Below are 16,489 nucleotides of genomic sequence, written 5' to 3'. Positions count from 1 at the left end.
GTACGAATACATCACCGGCAGCTGGCGCCCTTTCATCGGATCGCGTTCGTTGCTCATCAACTGGCAGATCAGTTCCGCCAATGGAATGTCGTCACGCGCCAGCAGCAGGCCCTGCTGGCGGTAGGTCGGAAAGCACATGTCGCCCGGCTGGATGGCGAACGCATGGGCGGTCGCTACGGCCTCCTCGCCCAGGCATTGAATGTAGAAAGAGATCTTCTTCTGCCGCTGCGCAATCAGCATCTTCGCGTCGAAGGCTCGGGTCTTCATCATCGCGCGCAGGCCGCGCTGGAACAGCGGCACATCGGGCTGCGGCGCCCACGGGCCGACCGCGCGGCCGTCCTCGTCGAGCACGCGCACCAGCGTGAAAGCCAGGTCGGCCGTGTCGACAGGCGAAGCGTCGAGGGCCGGCTTGCGCACGGCGCCGGCAGGCGACAGGTGCAGGTAGGAGAAGTCGGTCTCGTGACCCGGTCGCCCGGTCGGCTCGGGCACGTACAAGCGCAGAGGTTGCGGCGAGTTCATCCTCGTTCTCTCGACGCGAGCATGTCGCGCCACCGGCACAGTATGCGCCGCAAAGCGCAGCGAAGGAATACGCATCGCGGCGCACCTGTGCGGGGACTGCCTGCGGACAGGCCCCCCTCAGAGGCGGCGCGCCTGCACCGGCTGACGCGACCAGTAGACCCCGTCGAGGCGATCGAGCCGCACCTCGCCGCCGGTCGACGGCGCATGCACGAATCGCCCCTCTCCGACGTAGATGCCCGCGTGCGAAGGCGTGGCAGCGCCGAAGAGCACCAGGTCGCCGGAGCGGATCTCGGACACGGCCACCGGGCGGCCGAAGGCGCCCATTCGCGCCACCGTGCGCGGTGTCGCCTGACCCGCGCTCTTCCGATACACGTAGCCGATGAGCCCGCTGCAATCGAAGCCGCCCTCCGGYGTATTGCCGCCATAGCGGTAGGGGGTGCCGACCAGGCCCAGCGCATGGATCGCGGCGTCGTTCGATTGCTCGGCCGTCAGCGACGCGGCACCGATGGCGGGCCCCGGCGCCGGCGGGCTCGCGCAGCCCAGCGCCAGGAGACAGGCCGCGATCGGAAGCAGGCGCAGCAGCGGGGCGTTGCGGGCACGAGCTGTTGAAACGGTTGCGTCGGGCATCATGAATCGGTGGTTCGGAATGGCGGGTCGAGGTGTGGGGCGTACTGTATTCAAGATCGCCTCCGGGTCCAATGCCCAACTCACCGCGGCGCGCGCCTGGCCGCCAAGCGGGTGTAGAGTAGAACGAGCTCGAAAGGTGATCGTGAAGACCTTGTTTCTGGTGCGGCATGCCAAATCGAGCCGCGACGATCCGTCCTTGCCCGACCGGGAGCGACCCTTGGACGATCGCGGCCGCCAGGACGCGCCCATGATGGGCAAGCGTCTCGGCAAACGCGGGGTGAAGCCCGACCTGCTCGTGTCGAGCCCGGCACTGCGCGCGCTGACGACGGCGCAGCTCATCGCCGCCGAGATCGGCTACCCCCGCAAGGACATCGTCGTCGATGAACGGATGTACGCCAGCAGCCCGGACGACTTGCTCGCCGTCATCGGCGCACTCGACGACAAGCTGGGCCGCGTGATGCTCTTCGGCCACAACCCCGAGTTCACCGAGCTCGCGCACCGGCTGTCGAGCGAGATCATCGACATGCCCACGTGCGCGGTCGCCGAGTTCCACTTCGAGACGAAGACATGGGCCGATGTCAGGCAGACCGCCCCGGCGAAAGTGAAGCTGGACGCGCCGAAAAAGTAGCGCCCGGCGACATCCCGCAGCTGTGCTGCAATCTGCTGCATGCCTGAGCCGACCCTCGACGCCTTGCGCCGCTACGCGGTGGCGCGGACCCTCTTCACGCCCACGACGCTGCCGCGCGCGATCCAGCGCCTGGGCTTCGTGCAGGCCGATCCGATCCGCGCGCCGGCGCGCGCGCAGGACCTCACGCTGCGCCACCGCGTCAAGGACTACCGCGCCGGCGATCTGGAGAATCGCTACACGCGGCTCGCAGTCGAGGAAGACTGCCTCGTCAACTACGGCTTCCTGCCGCGCGAGCACCTGGCGCTGATGCACCCGCGCGAGGCCAGCCGCGACTGGGATGCCGAGACCCGGCGCAAGGCGGCCGAGGTGCTGGCTTTCGTGCGCGAGCGCGGACCGGTGCATCCGCGCGAGGTCGAGCAGCACTTCGCGCACGGCCGCATGAAGAACTACTGGGGCGGTTCGAGCAACGCCAGCACGCACCTGCTCGACGACATGCACTACCGCGGCATGCTGCGCGTGAAGCGGCGCGACAGCGGCACGCGCATCTACGAGGCGGTGACGCATCCGCCGGCCGACGACAGCCCCGCCGGTCGCGCGCAACGCGCCGCCGCGCTGGTCGATCTGGTGGTGCGCAAGTACGCGCCCCTGCCGGCTGCGAGCCTGACCTATCTCGTGCGCCTGCTCGGCTACGGCGCCCCGCATCTCACGGTGCAGACGCAGGCGGCGCTGCGCCTGGCGCGCGATGAGCTCGCCAGCTGCCGCATCGAGGGCACGACCTGGTACTGGCCAGCGGACGACAACCCGGCCTCGCGACGCCACGTGCCCGACGAGCAGCTTCGCCTGCTCGCGCCGTTCGACCCGGTGGTGTGGGACCGCCGCCGGTTCGAGCTGCTATGGGGCTGGACGTACAAGTTCGAGGCCTACACGCCGGCGCCGAAGCGAAAGTTCGGCTACTACGCCCTGCCCATGCTGTGGCACGAGCGCGTGATCGGATGGGCCAATGTCTCGGCGCGCGACGGCCGGCTGCAGCCCGCTTTCGGCTATGCCGGCACTCCGCCGAAGGGCGCCGCGTTTCGCGCCGCGCTCGACGACGAGATGCAGCGCATGACGCAATTCCTGTCCGGCCGCTGAGACCCCGACGCGCCAGCCCCGGCCGATCCGGGGTCTTGGCCCCTGGGCGACAGCGCGGCCGGCCGGACTTGCCTAGAATCCGTCCTTGCTTCGGCGCGAGCCGGAGCAGCGTTCTCAGGGCGGGGTGAGATTCCCCACCGGCGGTGATGGCGGCGCAAGCCGCACGAGCCCGCGAGCGCCCGAGGCTCTCTGCATGAGTCTCGGGGTCAGCAGACCTGGTGAGATCCCGGGGCCGACGGTCACAGTCCGGATGAAAGAGAGCGCGATCCCGTGGTCGGGCAGGCACGTTCTCGTGCCGGCCGGGCGTCGGGTTCGTGCGCCCTGATTCAGGAAATCCTTGCAAAGGCAAACCATGAGTCAGATCAACGACCTTCCCCTCTCCGCCATCACTGCCTCGGACGCCCCGCGCGGCCAGCGCATCGCCTTCGTACAGGCGCAGTGGCACTCGGACATCGTCCACCAGGCACGCGACGCCTTCCTGGCCGAAATGAAGCGCCAGGGCGTGCCGCTCGACACCATCGACCTGTTCGACGTGCCGGGCGCGTTCGAGATCCCGCTGCACGCCAAGCGGCTTGCCACCTCGGGCCGCTACGCCGCCATCGTCGGCTGCGCGCTGGTGGTCGACGGCGGCATCTACCGCCACGACTTCGTCGCCACCACGGTGGTCAATTCGCTGATGACGGTGCAGCTGGAGACCAACGTGCCGGTGCTGTCGGCGGTGCTCACGCCGCATCACTTCCACGAGCACGTGGAACACCGCAAGTACTTCCACCAGCACTTCGCGGTGAAGGGCACCGAGGTGGCCGAAGCCTGCGTCAAGACCATCGAAGGCTTGCGCCGCGTCGATGCGCTGATCGCGGCCTGATCGCAGGCCTCGCTGTCCTCGCAGGCGCTGGAAGATGCGGCGCCTGCGGTGTACGCTTTCGGCGATGAGCACCGCTGCCCGCCCCTACACCCTCTACGGTGCGCCCGGCTCGGGCGCCACGCCCGTTCAGGCCGCGCTCACGCTGATCGGCGCGCCGGTCGACATCGTCGACGTGGCGCCCTGGAAAGGCGAATCCGAGCGCCAAAAGCTGGCGCCGCTCAACCCGCAGCGGCAGGCCCCGGTCCTCGTGCTGCCCTCGGGCGAGGTCATGACCGAGAGCGCCGCGATCCTGCTCTGGCTCGGCGACCGCCACCCCGAAGCCGGCCTCGCGCCCGCCGCCGACCACCCGCTGCGCGCGCAGTACCTGCGCTGGATGATCTACATCCCGGCCGCGATCTATTCGATGTACTGGGTCCGTGACATGCCATCGCGCCTGGCCGCGGACGCGGCGGCCGAGGCGGTGGTGCTCGAACGCAGTGCCGAGCGCATCGCCGAATGCTGGCGCCTGATGGATGCGCAGTTGCCGCGCGGCACCCCCTACCTGCTGGGCGACAGCCTCGGCCTGCTCGACCTGTATGTGACCGTGGTCTCGCGCTGGACCCCGCGCCGTCTGCGCTTCTACCGCGAAGCCCCGCGCATGGCCGAGGTGGTGCGGCGCGTCGATGCCGATCCGCGGCTGCAGGCTTTCTGGGCCGCGCGCTTTCCCTTCACCCCGGGATGGGAAGGCGCCGAGGCCTGAGAATACGGCGGATGCAAACCAGCCAAGTCACCCTCTTCCACAACCCGGGCTGCGGCACCTCGCGCAACACGCTGGCGCTGATCCGCGAACACGGCTTCGAGCCCGAGGTGATCGAATACCTGAAGACGCCGCCCACCCGCGAGCGGCTGCGCGCGCTGGCCGTCGCGATGGGCGTCCCGGTGCGCGATCTGCTGCGCCAGCGCGGCACGCCCTACGACGAGCTCGGACTCGGCGACACGAAGTGGACCGACGACCAGCTGCTCGACTTCATCGTCGCGCATCCGATCCTCTTGAACCGCCCGATCGTGGTCACGCCGCTGGGCACGCGCCTGTGCCGGCCGGCGGAGCAGGTGCTCGACATCCTGCCGAAGCGCTGAGCGCGACGCTCGGGCAGAGCGAGGCAGGCAGGAAGCCTCAGGCCGAAGCGGGCACCAGTGCTTCGCGGCGGACGCGCCGGACGTTGAAGGCGCTGGCGATCAGCACGCCCTGCACCACCGCCAGGCCCACGATCACGCTGGTGTACTGGCCGTGGTCCATCAGCCGGCCGAAAATCAGCGGCGCCACCGCCTGCCCGATGTCCAGCCCGGCGTACACCACGCCGTAGACGCGGCCGGTGGCATTGGCGGGTGTCGAGCGCTTGACCAGCAGGTCGCGCGACGGCCCGGCGATGCCCGAGGCGAAGCCCATCGCCCCGAACATCACCGGCACCAGCGCCGGCGCCAGGTCGGCGAATGCCAGCACCAGCGCCAGCACCGCCGCCACGCCGAAGCTGGCGCCGACGATGCGCTCGCAGCGCGACGGATCGGAGGCCAGGAAGCCGCCCACCACCATGCCGGCCGCGCTGGCGACCATGTAGACCGTCAGGCAGATCGCGATCAGTGCCACCGGCACCTCGTGCAGGCGCCCGGCGGCGGACGGCGCGAAGGTCTGCACCACGCTGAGCGCCATCGCATAGAAGAAGAAGAAACCGAAGCACATCCAGACAGCCGGAATGCGCAGGAAGGCCAACTCGCCGCCGGCCGTGGCATCCGCGCCGACGGCCTTCTGCACCGCCTTCACGTCGAGCGACAGCACGCTGCGGTTGAGCCACAGGATCCCCAGCACGACCACCGCCACGGCACCGCCCGAGGCCAGCGCCACGCGCCAGCCGAAGGCCATTGCCAGCGGCACCACGAAAGCCGGCGCCAGCGCCCATCCGAGGCTGCCGGTGATGCCGTGCACGCTGTAGGCATGGCCCAGGCGCGTGGGCGCCACCTTGCGATTGAACAGCGTGTAGTCGACCGGATGGAACACCCCGTTGCCGATGCCCGCAACGACCGCCGAGCCGAGCAGCATCCAGTAGTTCTGCGCCAGCGCATAGCCGAAGGCCGCGAGGCCCAGCATGCCCAGCCCGACGAACAGCACGGGCCGCGGCCCGAGCTTGTCGACGATGAAACCCGAGGCCGCCTGCACCAGGCAGGAGACGACGAAGAACACGGTCAGCACGGCGCCGAGCTCGGTGTAGCTGACGTGGAACGCGTCCTTCAGCCATGGGAACAGCGGCGCCAGCAACAGCTGGCTGAAATGGCTGACGGCATGCGCCAGGCCGACGAGGCCGATCAGCTTGACGTCGGAGCGCACGGTGGGCGCGGAACTGGCGGGAGAAGCGGAAGACATGGATTGCAACAAGAAACTGGCGTGGAGGTCGATCCTAAGCCGGCCCGGCACGGCAGAATGGCGATACAGAGACAACATTTGTCGAATTCATGCCGCCTACCGTCGCCCCATTCGCGCCCGGTCCCGCCCCCGCCAACAGCGTCGGGCCGCTCACGCCACACCTCTACGCGCCCGACGCCCTGCGGCCGCTGCGGGCCAAGGAACACTTCCTCAACGCCGACACGCTGGTCGAACTGCACCGCCATCCCTGGCCGCAGCTGACCTTCTCGACCCGCGGCGTGATCCGCCTGAGCACCGAGGACGGCAGCTACATCGTGCCGCCCTCGCGCGCGCTCTGGGTCCCGGCCGACATGCCGCACAGCATCTCCCTGATCGAGGATGCCGAACTGCGCACCGTGTACCTGCACAGCTGGCTGGGCCCGGTCTGGGAGCGCTGCGAGGTGCTCGAGATCAGCCCGCTGCTGCGCGCGCTGATGCTGGCGCTGGACACCACGCCCGACGGCCTGCCGCCGGCCGATCCGCACGCGGCGCAGCGCGAGCGCTGGATCGCGCCGCTGCTGGTCGACGAACTCGAGCGCGCCACCCAGATCCGCATCGACGTGCCGCTGCCGGCCGACAAGCGCCTGCGCCAGTTGTGCGAGGCGCTGCTGCGCAATCCGGCCAACCGCGCCACGCTGGCCGAACGCGCCCAGCAGATCGGCGCCAGCGAACGCACGGTGGCCCGCCTGTTTCGCGACCAGCTCGGCATGAGCTGGCAGCAGTGGCGCCAGCAGGCGGTGCTGGCGCATGCGCTGCCGCTGCTCGCACGCGGCATGGCGGTGAGCCTGGTGGCCTCGGCCAGCGGCTACGCGACCGACAGCGCCTTCTGCGCGATGTTCAAGGCCGCGACCGGGCAGTCGCCGACCGCCTTCCAGCACAAGAAGCGCAACTGAGGAAACCGGCTCAACCGAGCCAGCGCAGCAGTTTCATCATCCGGCGGAATCGCTCGCCGTAGGGCGGGTAGATCAGCGCCCCGGCCGACCAGCGCGACTGCACCAGCACCGCCTTTTGCTGCGTGAAGCGCAGGAAGCCCGCCTCCCCGTGGTAGGAGCCCCAGCCGCTTTCGCCGACGCCGCCGAAGGGCAGGTGGTCGTGCGCGACGTGCATCAGCGTGTCGTTGACGGTGACGCCGCCGCTCAGCGTGCGGGCCAGCACCCGGTCGCGTGCCGCGGTGTCGGTGCCGAACCAGTAGAGCGCGAGCGGCCGCGGGCGGCCGTTGATGTAGCGGATCGCTTCCTCGCTGTCGTCGCAGGGCAGCACCGGGAGGATCGGGCCGAAGATCTCTTCCTGCAGCAGGCGCAGGCCCGGGTCCGGGCCGATCACGAGCGCTGGTGCCAGTTGGCGAGCCGCCGGATCGGCGAGGCCGATGGCCTGCTCGATGCGCGCACCGCTGTCCTTCGCCTCCCGCAGCAGCGCGCGCAGCCGCTCCAGGTGCCCTTGCCCCAGGATCGCCGCATAGTCGGGGTTGCCTTCGATGCGCGGAAACAGGCGCGCCACCGCACGCTGCCAGGCCGCCGCGAAGGCATCCTCGCGCCCGCGGGGCAGCAGCACGTAGTCGGGCGCGATGCAGGTCTGGCCCGCGTTCAGCAGCTTGCCGTGCGCGATCCGCAGCGCCGCCTCGTCGAGGTCGGCCGAGGCGTCGACGATGCAGGGCGACTTGCCGCCCAGCTCCAGCGTGGTCGGCGTGAGGTTGGCCGCCGCGGCCTGCGCCACCTTGCGGCCGACCGCGGTCGAGCCGGTGAAGAACAGGTGGTCGAAAGGCAGCGCCGCGAACTGCGACGCGACGCCGGCGTCGCCCTGCACCACCGCGAACTCCTCCGGGGCGAAGGCCTCGGCGACCCGCTCGGCGAGCAGCGCCGAGGTGCGCGGCGTCAGCTCGCTGGGCTTGAGCATCACGCGGTTGCCCGCGGCCAGCGCCGTGGCCGCCGGCCCGAGCGAGAGCTGCAGCGGGTAGTTCCAGGGCGAGATCACGCCCACCACGCCGAGCGGCTGGCGCTGGATCCAGGCCCGCGCGGGCTTCAGCTGCATCGGCGTGTGCACGCGCACCGGCCGGCTCCAGGCCTCGAGGCGGCGCAGGAGCTGGCCCAGCAGGTTGCGCAGCACCAGCAGGTCGGCCACCTCGGTGAGCGCGGCGGAGCGGACGCCGAAGTCGGCCTCGACCGCCGCCGCGATCGCGGAGCCATGCGCATCGAGCAGCCGCTGAATCCGCTGCACCCGATCCCGCCGCTCGGCGACGGGCACCACGGGCGCATCGCGGCTGGCCCGGTGCTGGGCATCGAAGAGAGATCGCAGATCCGTCATGAGGCGAATCTACCCCGGCCCTTCCGTATCATCGGCGGGTGCATTCCCCAACCTCCCGCGACGCGCGCCCATGGCCCTGACCCGCGCCCAGCTCGAACGCTGGCTTCCCTTTCTCGCCTGGCCGCGCCCCGACCGGGCCCTGCTCGTCAACGAGGCCGCGGCCGGCGTCACCGTCGCGCTGATGGTCATCCCCCAGGGCGTGGCCTATGCGGCGCTGGCGGGCATGCCGCTGGTGACCGGCGTCTACGCCGCGCTGCTGCCGGCGCTGGTCGCGCTGCTCTTCAGTTCCTCCGCCCGGCTCTCGGTCGGCCCCACGGCCCTCACCAGCCTGCTGGTCGGTGCCTCGCTGGCGCCACTGGCGATTCCCGGCAGCCGCGAATGGGTGGCCTACGCGGTCTGGCTCACGCTGCTGTCGGGCCTGATGCAGGTGACGCTGGGCGCGGTCCGCTTCGGTTGGCTGCTGCGGATGGTCAATTCACCGGTGCTGATGGGCTTCACGCAGGGCGCTGCGGTGCTGATCACGCTCTCGCAGTTGCCGGCCCTGCTGGGCTATACCGGCCGCTCGGTGACGCAGCTGATGCAGGGCCCGCTGCCCGACCTCGTCGCGATCGCCTTCGGCCTCGGAGGCATGGCGATGCTGTGGCTCGGCAAGCGGCTGGCGCCGCGCTTCCCGACCACCATGGCGCTGGTCGCGGCCGCCGCGGCGATCAGCGCCGCGGTCGGCTATGCGCTGCACGGTGGCGCGGTGATCGGCACGCTGCCTTCGGGCCTGCCGGGCTTCTACTGGCCTGGCGGCCTCTCGATCAATGAACTGGGCAACCTGCTGCTGCCCGCCTTCCTGATCACGCTGGTGAGCTTTCTGGAGACCGCGTCGAGCGCCAAGGTGGACAACGCGCGCGCCGGCAAACTCTGGAACGAGAACCAGGACCTGATCGGCCAGGGCCTGGGCAAGATCGCCTCGGGCCTGACCGGCTCCTTCCCGACCAGTTCCTCCTTCTCACGCTCGGCCATCACGCTGTACGCCGGCGCGAAGACGCAATGGGCGACGCTGTTCAGCGTCGCCGTGGTCGCCGCCGCGCTGCTGTGGGCCATGCCGCTGCTCTACCACGTGCCGCAGGCGGTGCTGGCCGCCATCGTGGCGACCGCCACCATCGGGCTGCTGCGGCCMTCGACCTTCGTCGCGCTGTGGCGCATCTCCCGCATCGAGGCGTCGATCGCGCTCGGCACCTTCGTGCTCACGATCGCGACCGCGCCATCGATCTACTGGGGCGTGCTCGGCGGCCTGCTGGCCGCGCTGGCGCACTACATGTACCGCCACCTGCATCCGCGCATCATCGAGGTCGGCCTGCACCCGGACGGCAGCCTGCGCGACCGCCACCTGTGGCACCTGCCGCCGCTGGCGCCCGACCTCTACGCGCTGCGCATGGACGCCGAGCTTGACTTCGCATCGGCCAGCACGCTGGAACGCGCCATCACGGTGGCGCTGGCCGAGCGGCCCGGGCTGACCGACGTCTGCCTCTTCGCCTACCCGATCAACCGCATCGACATCACGGGCGCCGAAGTGTTCGGCAGCATCCGCCGCCTGCTCGAGTCGCAGGGCGTGCGGCTGCACATCTCGGGCCTGAAGCTGCCGGCGCAGCAGGTGCTCGAGCGCGCCGGGCTGCTGGCGCCGGGGCCGATGCTGTTCGGCTACCGGACCGACAGCGAGGCGCTGGCCGCTCTCGCGCGGCCACCGGCGGCGGCCGAAGCGCTCAGTCCTTGACCCGTCCGCGCAGGTTCTTGATCTCCGCGCGCTGGCTCTTGCCTTCGAGCCGGCGCTGCCTGGAGCCATAAGTCGGCTTGGTGGCGCGGCGGGCGCGCGGCGGCGTGGCGACGCCGTCGACCAGCTCCTGCAGGCGCGCCAGCGCATCGACGCGGTTCATCTCCTGGCTGCGGTGCCGCTGCGCCTTCAGCACCAGCACGCCCTCCTGGGTGATTCGGCTGTCGCGCAAGGCGAGCAGCCGCTCCTTGACGTCGTCGGGCAGCGAACTCGCGGGGATGTCGTAGCGCAGGTGCACCGCGCTGGACACCTTGTTGACGTTCTGGCCGCCCGCACCCTGGGCCCGGATGGCGCTGAATTCGACTTCCAGGGGATCGATGAGAACGGGCGGACGCGGCGTGGACATCCGCTATTTTGACTTGCGCGCCGCCGCCTTCCTCGTCGTCGCCGGCCGCTGCTGCACGCCGGACATCAGCAGCGCGATGCTCTGGTCGGCGATCTGCTCCGGGTCGAGCCCGCCGCCGGGCCGGTACCAGCGGCCGATCCAGCTGAGCGCACCGGCCAGCACGAAGGCCGCCATCTTGGGGTCGCAGGGCGCCAGCGAGCCTTCGGCGATGCCGTCGGCAATGAGCCGGCGGAACTCGCCGTCGATGCCGGCCTTGAGCCGGCGCAGCTCCTTGCGCAGCGGTGCCGGCAACGGATCCTCGCCGATGCGGATGACGCACATGCCGAAGTCCATCATCACGATGCGGGAGTAGATCCGCATGCACGCCATGAGCTGGTCGATCGCGCTGCCGCCGGCGCGCCGGACCTCGTCGATGCCCTCCTGCATCATGCCGAGCGCGGTGCGCACGCATTCGAGCAGGATCTCGTCCTTGCTCTTCACATAGTAGTAGAGCGTGGGCTTGCTGACGTGCAACCGCTGCGCGATGTCGTCGAGCGAGGTCGCGTGGTAGCCGCGCTCGTTGAACAGCTTGGCGGCCGTCTGCAGCACCGCGTTGCGCTTGGCCTCGCGTTGCTGCGCGCGGACGCCGGCCGGCTTCCAGGGCGAGGCGCCTGTGGGCTTGGGGAGTGTCCTGGTGGCCATGGATCGGGGTGCCCGGGAAAGTCCCGATGCCGCCCGGAGGGCGTCGCATCGAACATTACCGGTGAGTAGAAATTCTACGCACGGGTAACCCCACTTCCTTCCGCGCAAACCCTGATCGATGCCTGACGCCCCAGCCCGTCCCGACGCCGCCATGCCGCCCAGCCCCGTGCTGCAGGTCGAGTCGCTCACGCTCGCCTTCGGCGGCGTGCGGGCGCTGAGCGGCGTCGGCTTCGAGGTCGCGGCCGGCTCCATCACGGCCGTGATCGGCCCCAACGGCGCCGGCAAGACCTCGCTCTTCAACACCATCTCGGGCTTCTACCACCCCACCAGCGGCCGGGTGCTGTTCGAAGGCCGCGACATCACGACGCTGCCGGCGCCGCAACGGGCCCGGCTCGGCCTCGCGCGCAGCTTCCAGAACATCGCGCTGTTCCGCGGCATGACGGTGCTCGACAACATCAAGCTCGGCCGCCACTCGCACCTCAAGACCAACGTCTTCGACGCCCTGCTCTATTTCGGCCGCGCCCGGCGCGAGGAAGCCGAGTTGCGGCGCGACGTCGAGGAACGCATCATCGACTTCCTCGAGATCGACCACATCCGCCACGCCCCCGTGTCGGCCCTGCCCTACGGACTGCAGAAGCGCGTCGAGATGGCGCGCGCGCTGGCGATGCAGCCGCGCGTGCTGATGCTCGACGAGCCGGTGGCCGGCATGAACCGCGAGGAGACCGAGGACATGGCGCGCTTCATCCTCGACGTGCGCGACGAATGGGGCGTGACCGTCCTGATGGTCGAGCACGACATGGGCATGGTGATGGACCTCTCGGACCACGTGGTGGTGCTCAACTTCGGCCAGGTCATCGCGCAGGGCGCGCCGGCGACGGTGCAGGCCGACCCCGAGGTGATCCGGGCCTACCTCGGCGCCGGGGACGTCTCCACCCTGCGCGAGAAGCTGCGCGGCGCGGCCGTGGCGGCAACCGCATGATGGACTGGGCCTACCTGTTCGAGATCGCCCTCAACGGGGTCGCCAGCGGTGGCCTCTATGCACTGGCCGCGCTCGCCTTCGTGCTGGTCTACAAGGCCACGCGGGTGGTCAACATCGCGATCGRCGAAATGCTGATGATCGGCGCCTACCTGTTCTTTGCCTTCGCCGCCAGCTTCTCGCTGCCGATCTGGCTGGCGGTGCTCGGTGCGGTGCTGGGCACCGGCCTGCTCGGCGCGCTGGTCGAGCGCACCATGATCCGGCCGCTGCTCGGCGAGCCGCCGATCTCGGTCTTCATGGTCACCGTCGGCCTGGCATCGATCCTGGTCGGCCTGGTCGAGATCGTCTGGACCGCCGACCAGCGCCGGCTGCCCGAGTTCCTGCCGAAGACGCCGGTGATGATCGGCGACGCCTTCCTGGCGCCCAAGGTGGCTTACGGCGCCCTGGTGGCCCTGGTGTTGATCGTGCTGGTGCTGCTGGTGTTCCGCTTCTGGCGCGGCGGCGTCGCATTGCGGGCTACCGCCTCCGACCAGGCCGCCGCCTACTCGATGGGCATCAACGTGCCGCGCGTGTTCTCGCTCGCCTGGGTGGCCTCGGCCATGATCGCGGCGGTCGCCGGCATCATCGTCGGCTCGATCGGCGGCATCTCGTCGTCGATGGGCGTGTTCGGCCTCTCGGTGCTGGTGGTGGTGATCGTCGGCGGCCTCGACAGCGTGCTCGGCGCGCTGGTCGGCGGTGTCTTCATCGGGCTGGTCGAGGCGCTGGCGGGCTCGTACCTCGGCGGCGAATACAAGCTGTTGGCGACCTTCGTGGTGCTGGTCGTCGTGCTGATGATCCGCCCGTACGGCCTGTTCGGCACCCACGAAATCGAAAGACTCTGATGCGGATAGGAACCCTCAAGCAGAGCTACATCGCCGACGCGGCGCTGTTCGATTCGCGCACCCAGAAGACCTGGCTGGGGCTCGGTGCCGCGTTGCTGCTGCTGTTCCCCTTCATGGCCAGCGACTACTGGCTCTATCTGGCCTGCCTGGTCGCGATCAATGTCGCGAGTGCCACCGGCCTCAATATCCTGACCGGCTACACCGGGCTCGTGAGCCTGGGCCAGGCCGCCTTCATGGGGCTGGGCGCCTACACGGTCGCGATCATGCACACCCGGCTGGGCACGCCCTTCCTGCTCAACCTGGTGGCCGGCGGCGTGGTGGCAATGCTCGGCGGCCTGGTGGTCGGCATTCCCTCGCTGCGGGTCAAGGGCCTCTACCTCGCGATCGCGACCATCGCGGCTTCATTCATCGCGCACTTCCTGTTCGCGAATCTCAAGCTCACGGGCGGCACCAGCGGCCTGTCGCTGCCGCCCGCGCAGTTCTTCGGTCTCGCGCTCGACACCTCGTTCCGGCTCTACTGGGTGATCCTGCCGGTGACGCTGCTGATGGTGCTGGGGGCCGCCAACCTGTTCCGCACCCGCATCGGCCGGGCCTTCATCGCGATCCGCGACCGCGACATCTCGGCCGAGGTGCTGGGCATTCCGCTGTTGCGCTACAAGCTGCTGTCCTTCGGGCTGTCGTCGTTCTACGCCGGYGTGGCAGGTGGCTTGTGGGCCTACTTCTTCCGGGTCGTCACGCCCGAGAGTTTTCCGCTCCTGATGTCGATCTTCTTCCTGGCCGCGATCATCGTCGGCGGCATGGGCACCATCCTCGGCGGCATCCTCGGCGCTGTCTTCATGACGATGGTGCCGGAGCTTCTCAAGCTGGTGTTCGACCTGCTGCCCGGAGGCACCGAGATGACGGTGTTCCTCTCGCCGGTGCGCACGGTCGTCTTCGGTCTCCTGATCGTCGGCTTTCTGGTGTTCGAGCCGCACGGGCTCGCAGAAGTGTGGCGGCGCATTCGCCGCTTTTTCCATCTGTGGCCCTTCAAGACCTAGGCCGCATCCAACAAGGAGACATCGTGAAATCGCAATCCGTCTCGGCACGCCGCCGCACCCTCTTGCTGGCCGCCTCGGCCGCCCTCGCCGCACCGCTGGCGGTGCATGCCCAAGCCGCAGACGACATCGTGATCGGCGGCTCGATCCCGATGACCGGCGTCTTCGCCTTCGCCGGCATCGGCATCAACGCCGGCATCGCCGACTACGTGAAGATCGTCAACGACGCCGGCGGCATCAAGGGCCGCAAGCTGCGCTACGTGCCGGAAGACACCGGCTACAAGGTCGATGCCTCGGTCGCCGCCTTCAAGAAGATCACGAGCCAGAACAAGGTCAACCTGTACTACGGCGACTCCACGGGCTTCGCCAAGACCATCAACCCCGAGCTCGACCGCAGCGGCCAGATCATGATGGCCGGCGCCTCCTTCGCGACCGAGCTCAACGACCCGGCCAAGTACCCGAACCAGTTCCTGGTCGGGCCCGACTACACCGAGATGTTCGGCATCCTGCTGAAACACATCGCCAAGGAAAAGCCCGGCGCCAAGGTGGCCTTCGTGTATTCCGACTCCGAATTCGGTCGCGACCCGATCGAGGCCAGCGAGGCGATGGCGAAGAAGCTGGGCCTCTCGGTGCCGGTCAAGCTCATGACCCCGCCCGGCAGCGTCGACGTGTCGACCGAGGTCATCAAGCTGCGCCGCGCCAATCCCGACTACACGATCTTCCACGGCTACATCCTGGCGCCGATCCCCGAGTTCGTGCAGCAGGGCAAACAGATGGGCATGACCAGCAAGTGGATGGGCACCTTCTGGACCATGGACAGCTCGACCGTGATGAAGATGGGCGAGGCCGGTGACGGCTTCATGGGCGTGATGCCCTACCGCTACTACTACGACACCTCGGCCAAGTCGCCGATGCTCGACAAGATCCGCCAGATGCGCCCCGAGTACCAGAGCACGGCCTACACCCAGGGCTTCCTGACCGCGATGCTGTTCACCGAGGCCGCCAAGCGGACGCTCGATGCCGGCAAGCCGCTCGACGGCAAGAACCTCAAGGCGGCACTCAACACCATCAAGGACTTCGACACCGGCGGCCTGATCGGCGTGCCGATCACGATCAAGGGCAACTCGATCCCGGTGGGCCGCGTGTACACGGCCGACATGAAGACGCAGAAGATGGTGCCGTCCTCCGACTGGATCAAGCTGGACTGAAGGATGGACGGCGCGCCGGCGGACCTGGTCCTTGAGATCAACAACATCGAGGTGGTCTACAACAAGGTGGTGCAAGTGCTGCGCGGCCTGTCGATGGCCGTGCCGCGCGGCGAGATCGTGGCGCTGCTCGGCAGCAACGGCGCCGGCAAGTCGACCACGCTGAAGGCGGTGTCCGGCCTGCTGGCGCTCGAAGACGGCGAACTGCAGGCCGGCCGCATCGCATTCAACGGCATTTCGACCGACCGCCTGGCGCCGCAGCAACTGGTACGGCGCGGCCTCTGCCACGTGATGGAAGGCCGGCGCGTGTTCGAGGACCTCACGGTCGAGGAAAACCTCGTGGCCGCCACCTACGCGCACACCGGCCGCGGGCCGGCGCCGCGCAATTTCGATGGCGTCTATGCCTACTTGCCGCGCCTGCACGAGCGCCGCAAGGGCCTGGCCGGCTACCTGTCGGGTGGCGAGCAGCAGATGCTGGCGATCGGCCGCGCGCTAGTCGCCGAGCCCGAGCTGATCCTGCTCGACGAACCCTCGCTCGGCCTGAGTCCCAAGCTGGTCGAGGACATCTTCACGATCATCGCGCGCATCAACGCCGAACGCGGCGTGTCGATGCTGCTGGTCGAGCAGAACGCCAGCGTGGCGCTGGCCGTCGCCCACCGCGGCTACATCATGGAGAACGGAAAGATCGTGATCGACGGCAGTGCCGAGCGGCTCGCGGCCGACCCCGACGTGCGCGAGTTCTATCTCGGCGTGGGCGGCGGCGGCGAGGCGCGCAGCTTCCGCGGCCTCAAGCACTACAAGCGCCGCAAGCGCTGGCTGTCATGACGAACCATGCCCTCCCCGCGCTGACCCTGCCTCAGATGCTGCGCGAGCAGGCGCGCACGCGGCCCGCCGCGATCGCGATCCGCCAGAAGGACTTCGGCATCTGGCATCCGGTGCACTGGGCCGACTACCACCGCCGAGCCAGCCACTTCGGCCTCGGGCTGCGCGCGCTCGGGCTGCCGGCCGGCGGCCACCTGGGCATCCTGTCCGAGAACCGCAT

At 69.4% G+C, this 16,489-nt stretch carries 17 protein-coding genes, 2 pseudogenes and 1 riboswitch; of the genes and pseudogenes, 13 read left to right on the top strand and 6 right to left on the bottom strand.

Going from position 1 to position 16,489, the window contains the following annotated elements; all coding sequences use genetic code 11:
- Together AC1D2K_RS12930 and AC1D2K_RS12925 are read right to left on the bottom strand one after the other, a co-directional pair.
- Positions 1–519: thiamine pyrophosphate-dependent enzyme (locus AC1D2K_RS12930; RefSeq protein ID WP_478089232.1), on the bottom strand; the 519-nt coding region annotated here is incomplete at its 3' end.
- Between the two features lie 117 nt (positions 520–636).
- Complete coding sequence (locus AC1D2K_RS12925; RefSeq protein WP_478089233.1) at positions 637–1,146, bottom strand: C40 family peptidase; 510 nt, start codon at positions 1,144–1,146, stop codon at positions 637–639.
- Between the two features lie 136 nt (positions 1,147–1,282).
- Here AC1D2K_RS12925 and AC1D2K_RS12920 point away from each other — a divergent pair, with 136 nt between their 5' ends.
- From AC1D2K_RS12920 to arsC, 5 genes and pseudogenes are all read left to right on the top strand, one after another.
- Positions 1,283–1,774, top strand: coding sequence for a SixA phosphatase family protein (locus AC1D2K_RS12920; RefSeq protein ID WP_478089231.1), 492 nt, complete (start codon positions 1,283–1,285; stop codon positions 1,772–1,774).
- Positions 1,775–1,813: 39 nt separating this feature from the next.
- A complete protein-coding gene (locus AC1D2K_RS12915) occupies positions 1,814–2,905 on the top strand; it encodes a DNA glycosylase AlkZ-like family protein (protein ID WP_478089230.1) in 1,092 nt (363 codons plus the stop codon).
- Between the two features lie 106 nt (positions 2,906–3,011).
- Positions 3,012–3,171, top strand: a riboswitch (FMN riboswitch).
- 86 nt (positions 3,172–3,257) lie between these two features.
- A complete protein-coding gene (locus AC1D2K_RS12910; protein ID WP_478089229.1) occupies positions 3,258–3,770 on the top strand; it encodes a 6,7-dimethyl-8-ribityllumazine synthase in 513 nt (170 codons plus the stop codon).
- A gap of 64 nt (positions 3,771–3,834) precedes the next feature.
- Positions 3,835–4,509, top strand: coding sequence for a glutathione S-transferase family protein (locus AC1D2K_RS12905; protein ID WP_478089228.1), 675 nt, complete (start codon positions 3,835–3,837; stop codon positions 4,507–4,509).
- A gap of 11 nt (positions 4,510–4,520) precedes the next feature.
- A pseudogene (gene arsC, locus AC1D2K_RS12900) lies at positions 4,521–4,880 on the top strand (arsenate reductase (glutaredoxin)); the annotation flags it as partial.
- Positions 4,881–4,923: 43 nt separating this feature from the next.
- Here the strand turns inward: arsC and AC1D2K_RS12895 are convergent.
- Entirely contained in the window at positions 4,924–6,165 is a 1,242-nt protein-coding gene (locus tag AC1D2K_RS12895) for an MFS transporter (RefSeq protein WP_478089227.1), read from the bottom strand.
- Positions 6,166–6,254: 89 nt separating this feature from the next.
- Here AC1D2K_RS12895 and AC1D2K_RS12890 point away from each other — a divergent pair, with 89 nt between their 5' ends.
- The gene (locus tag AC1D2K_RS12890; protein WP_478089226.1) at positions 6,255–7,097 is read left to right on the top strand and encodes an AraC family transcriptional regulator; all 843 of its coding nucleotides are present in this window, start codon (positions 6,255–6,257) and stop codon (positions 7,095–7,097) included.
- Between the two features lie 10 nt (positions 7,098–7,107).
- Here the strand turns inward: AC1D2K_RS12890 and AC1D2K_RS12885 are convergent, their stop codons facing one another.
- Positions 7,108–8,505: a coniferyl aldehyde dehydrogenase gene (locus tag AC1D2K_RS12885; protein WP_478089225.1), complete on the bottom strand. Its 1,398-nt coding sequence runs from the start codon at positions 8,503–8,505 to the stop codon at positions 7,108–7,110.
- A 70-nt stretch (positions 8,506–8,575) separates the two neighbouring features.
- Here AC1D2K_RS12885 and AC1D2K_RS12880 point away from each other — a divergent pair, with 70 nt between their 5' ends.
- The gene (locus AC1D2K_RS12880) at positions 8,576–10,267 is read left to right on the top strand and encodes a SulP family inorganic anion transporter (RefSeq protein ID WP_478089224.1); all 1,692 of its coding nucleotides are present in this window, start codon (positions 8,576–8,578) and stop codon (positions 10,265–10,267) included.
- Here the strand turns inward: AC1D2K_RS12880 and arfB are convergent.
- Together arfB and AC1D2K_RS12870 are read right to left on the bottom strand one after the other, a co-directional pair.
- Positions 10,257–10,670: an alternative ribosome rescue aminoacyl-tRNA hydrolase ArfB gene (gene arfB / locus AC1D2K_RS12875; protein ID WP_478089223.1), complete on the bottom strand. Its 414-nt coding sequence runs from the start codon at positions 10,668–10,670 to the stop codon at positions 10,257–10,259. The genes AC1D2K_RS12880 and arfB overlap by 11 nt on opposite strands.
- Before the next feature lie 3 nt (positions 10,671–10,673).
- Positions 10,674–11,351 (bottom strand): TetR/AcrR family transcriptional regulator, encoded by a 678-nt coding sequence (locus tag AC1D2K_RS12870; RefSeq protein WP_478089222.1) that lies wholly within the window; start codon positions 11,349–11,351, stop codon positions 10,674–10,676.
- A gap of 118 nt (positions 11,352–11,469) precedes the next feature.
- On the opposite strand from AC1D2K_RS12870, the gene AC1D2K_RS12865 reads away from it, so the two are divergent.
- From AC1D2K_RS12865 to AC1D2K_RS12840, 6 genes and pseudogenes are all read left to right on the top strand, one after another.
- A complete protein-coding gene (locus AC1D2K_RS12865; protein WP_478089221.1) occupies positions 11,470–12,330 on the top strand; it encodes an ABC transporter ATP-binding protein in 861 nt (286 codons plus the stop codon).
- The gene (locus tag AC1D2K_RS12860) at positions 12,327–13,208 is read left to right on the top strand and encodes a branched-chain amino acid ABC transporter permease (protein ID WP_478089220.1); all 882 of its coding nucleotides are present in this window, start codon (positions 12,327–12,329) and stop codon (positions 13,206–13,208) included. Before AC1D2K_RS12865 ends, AC1D2K_RS12860 begins: the two co-directional genes overlap by 4 nt.
- A complete protein-coding gene (locus AC1D2K_RS12855; RefSeq protein ID WP_478089219.1) occupies positions 13,208–14,245 on the top strand; it encodes a branched-chain amino acid ABC transporter permease in 1,038 nt (345 codons plus the stop codon). Before AC1D2K_RS12860 ends, AC1D2K_RS12855 begins: the two co-directional genes overlap by 1 nt.
- Positions 14,246–14,268: 23 nt before the next feature.
- Positions 14,269–15,450: an ABC transporter substrate-binding protein gene (locus AC1D2K_RS12850; RefSeq protein WP_478089218.1), complete on the top strand. Its 1,182-nt coding sequence runs from the start codon at positions 14,269–14,271 to the stop codon at positions 15,448–15,450.
- A gap of 3 nt (positions 15,451–15,453) precedes the next feature.
- The gene (locus AC1D2K_RS12845) at positions 15,454–16,272 is read left to right on the top strand and encodes an ABC transporter ATP-binding protein (protein WP_478089217.1); all 819 of its coding nucleotides are present in this window, start codon (positions 15,454–15,456) and stop codon (positions 16,270–16,272) included.
- A pseudogene (locus AC1D2K_RS12840) lies at positions 16,269–16,489 on the top strand (long-chain fatty acid--CoA ligase); the annotation flags it as partial. The gene AC1D2K_RS12845 and the pseudogene AC1D2K_RS12840, both read left to right, overlap by 4 nt.

It is taken from the genome of Variovorax sp. P1_H12_2 (assembly GCF_056405335.1).
This window is presented reverse-complemented; position numbering and strand designations above follow the sequence as displayed.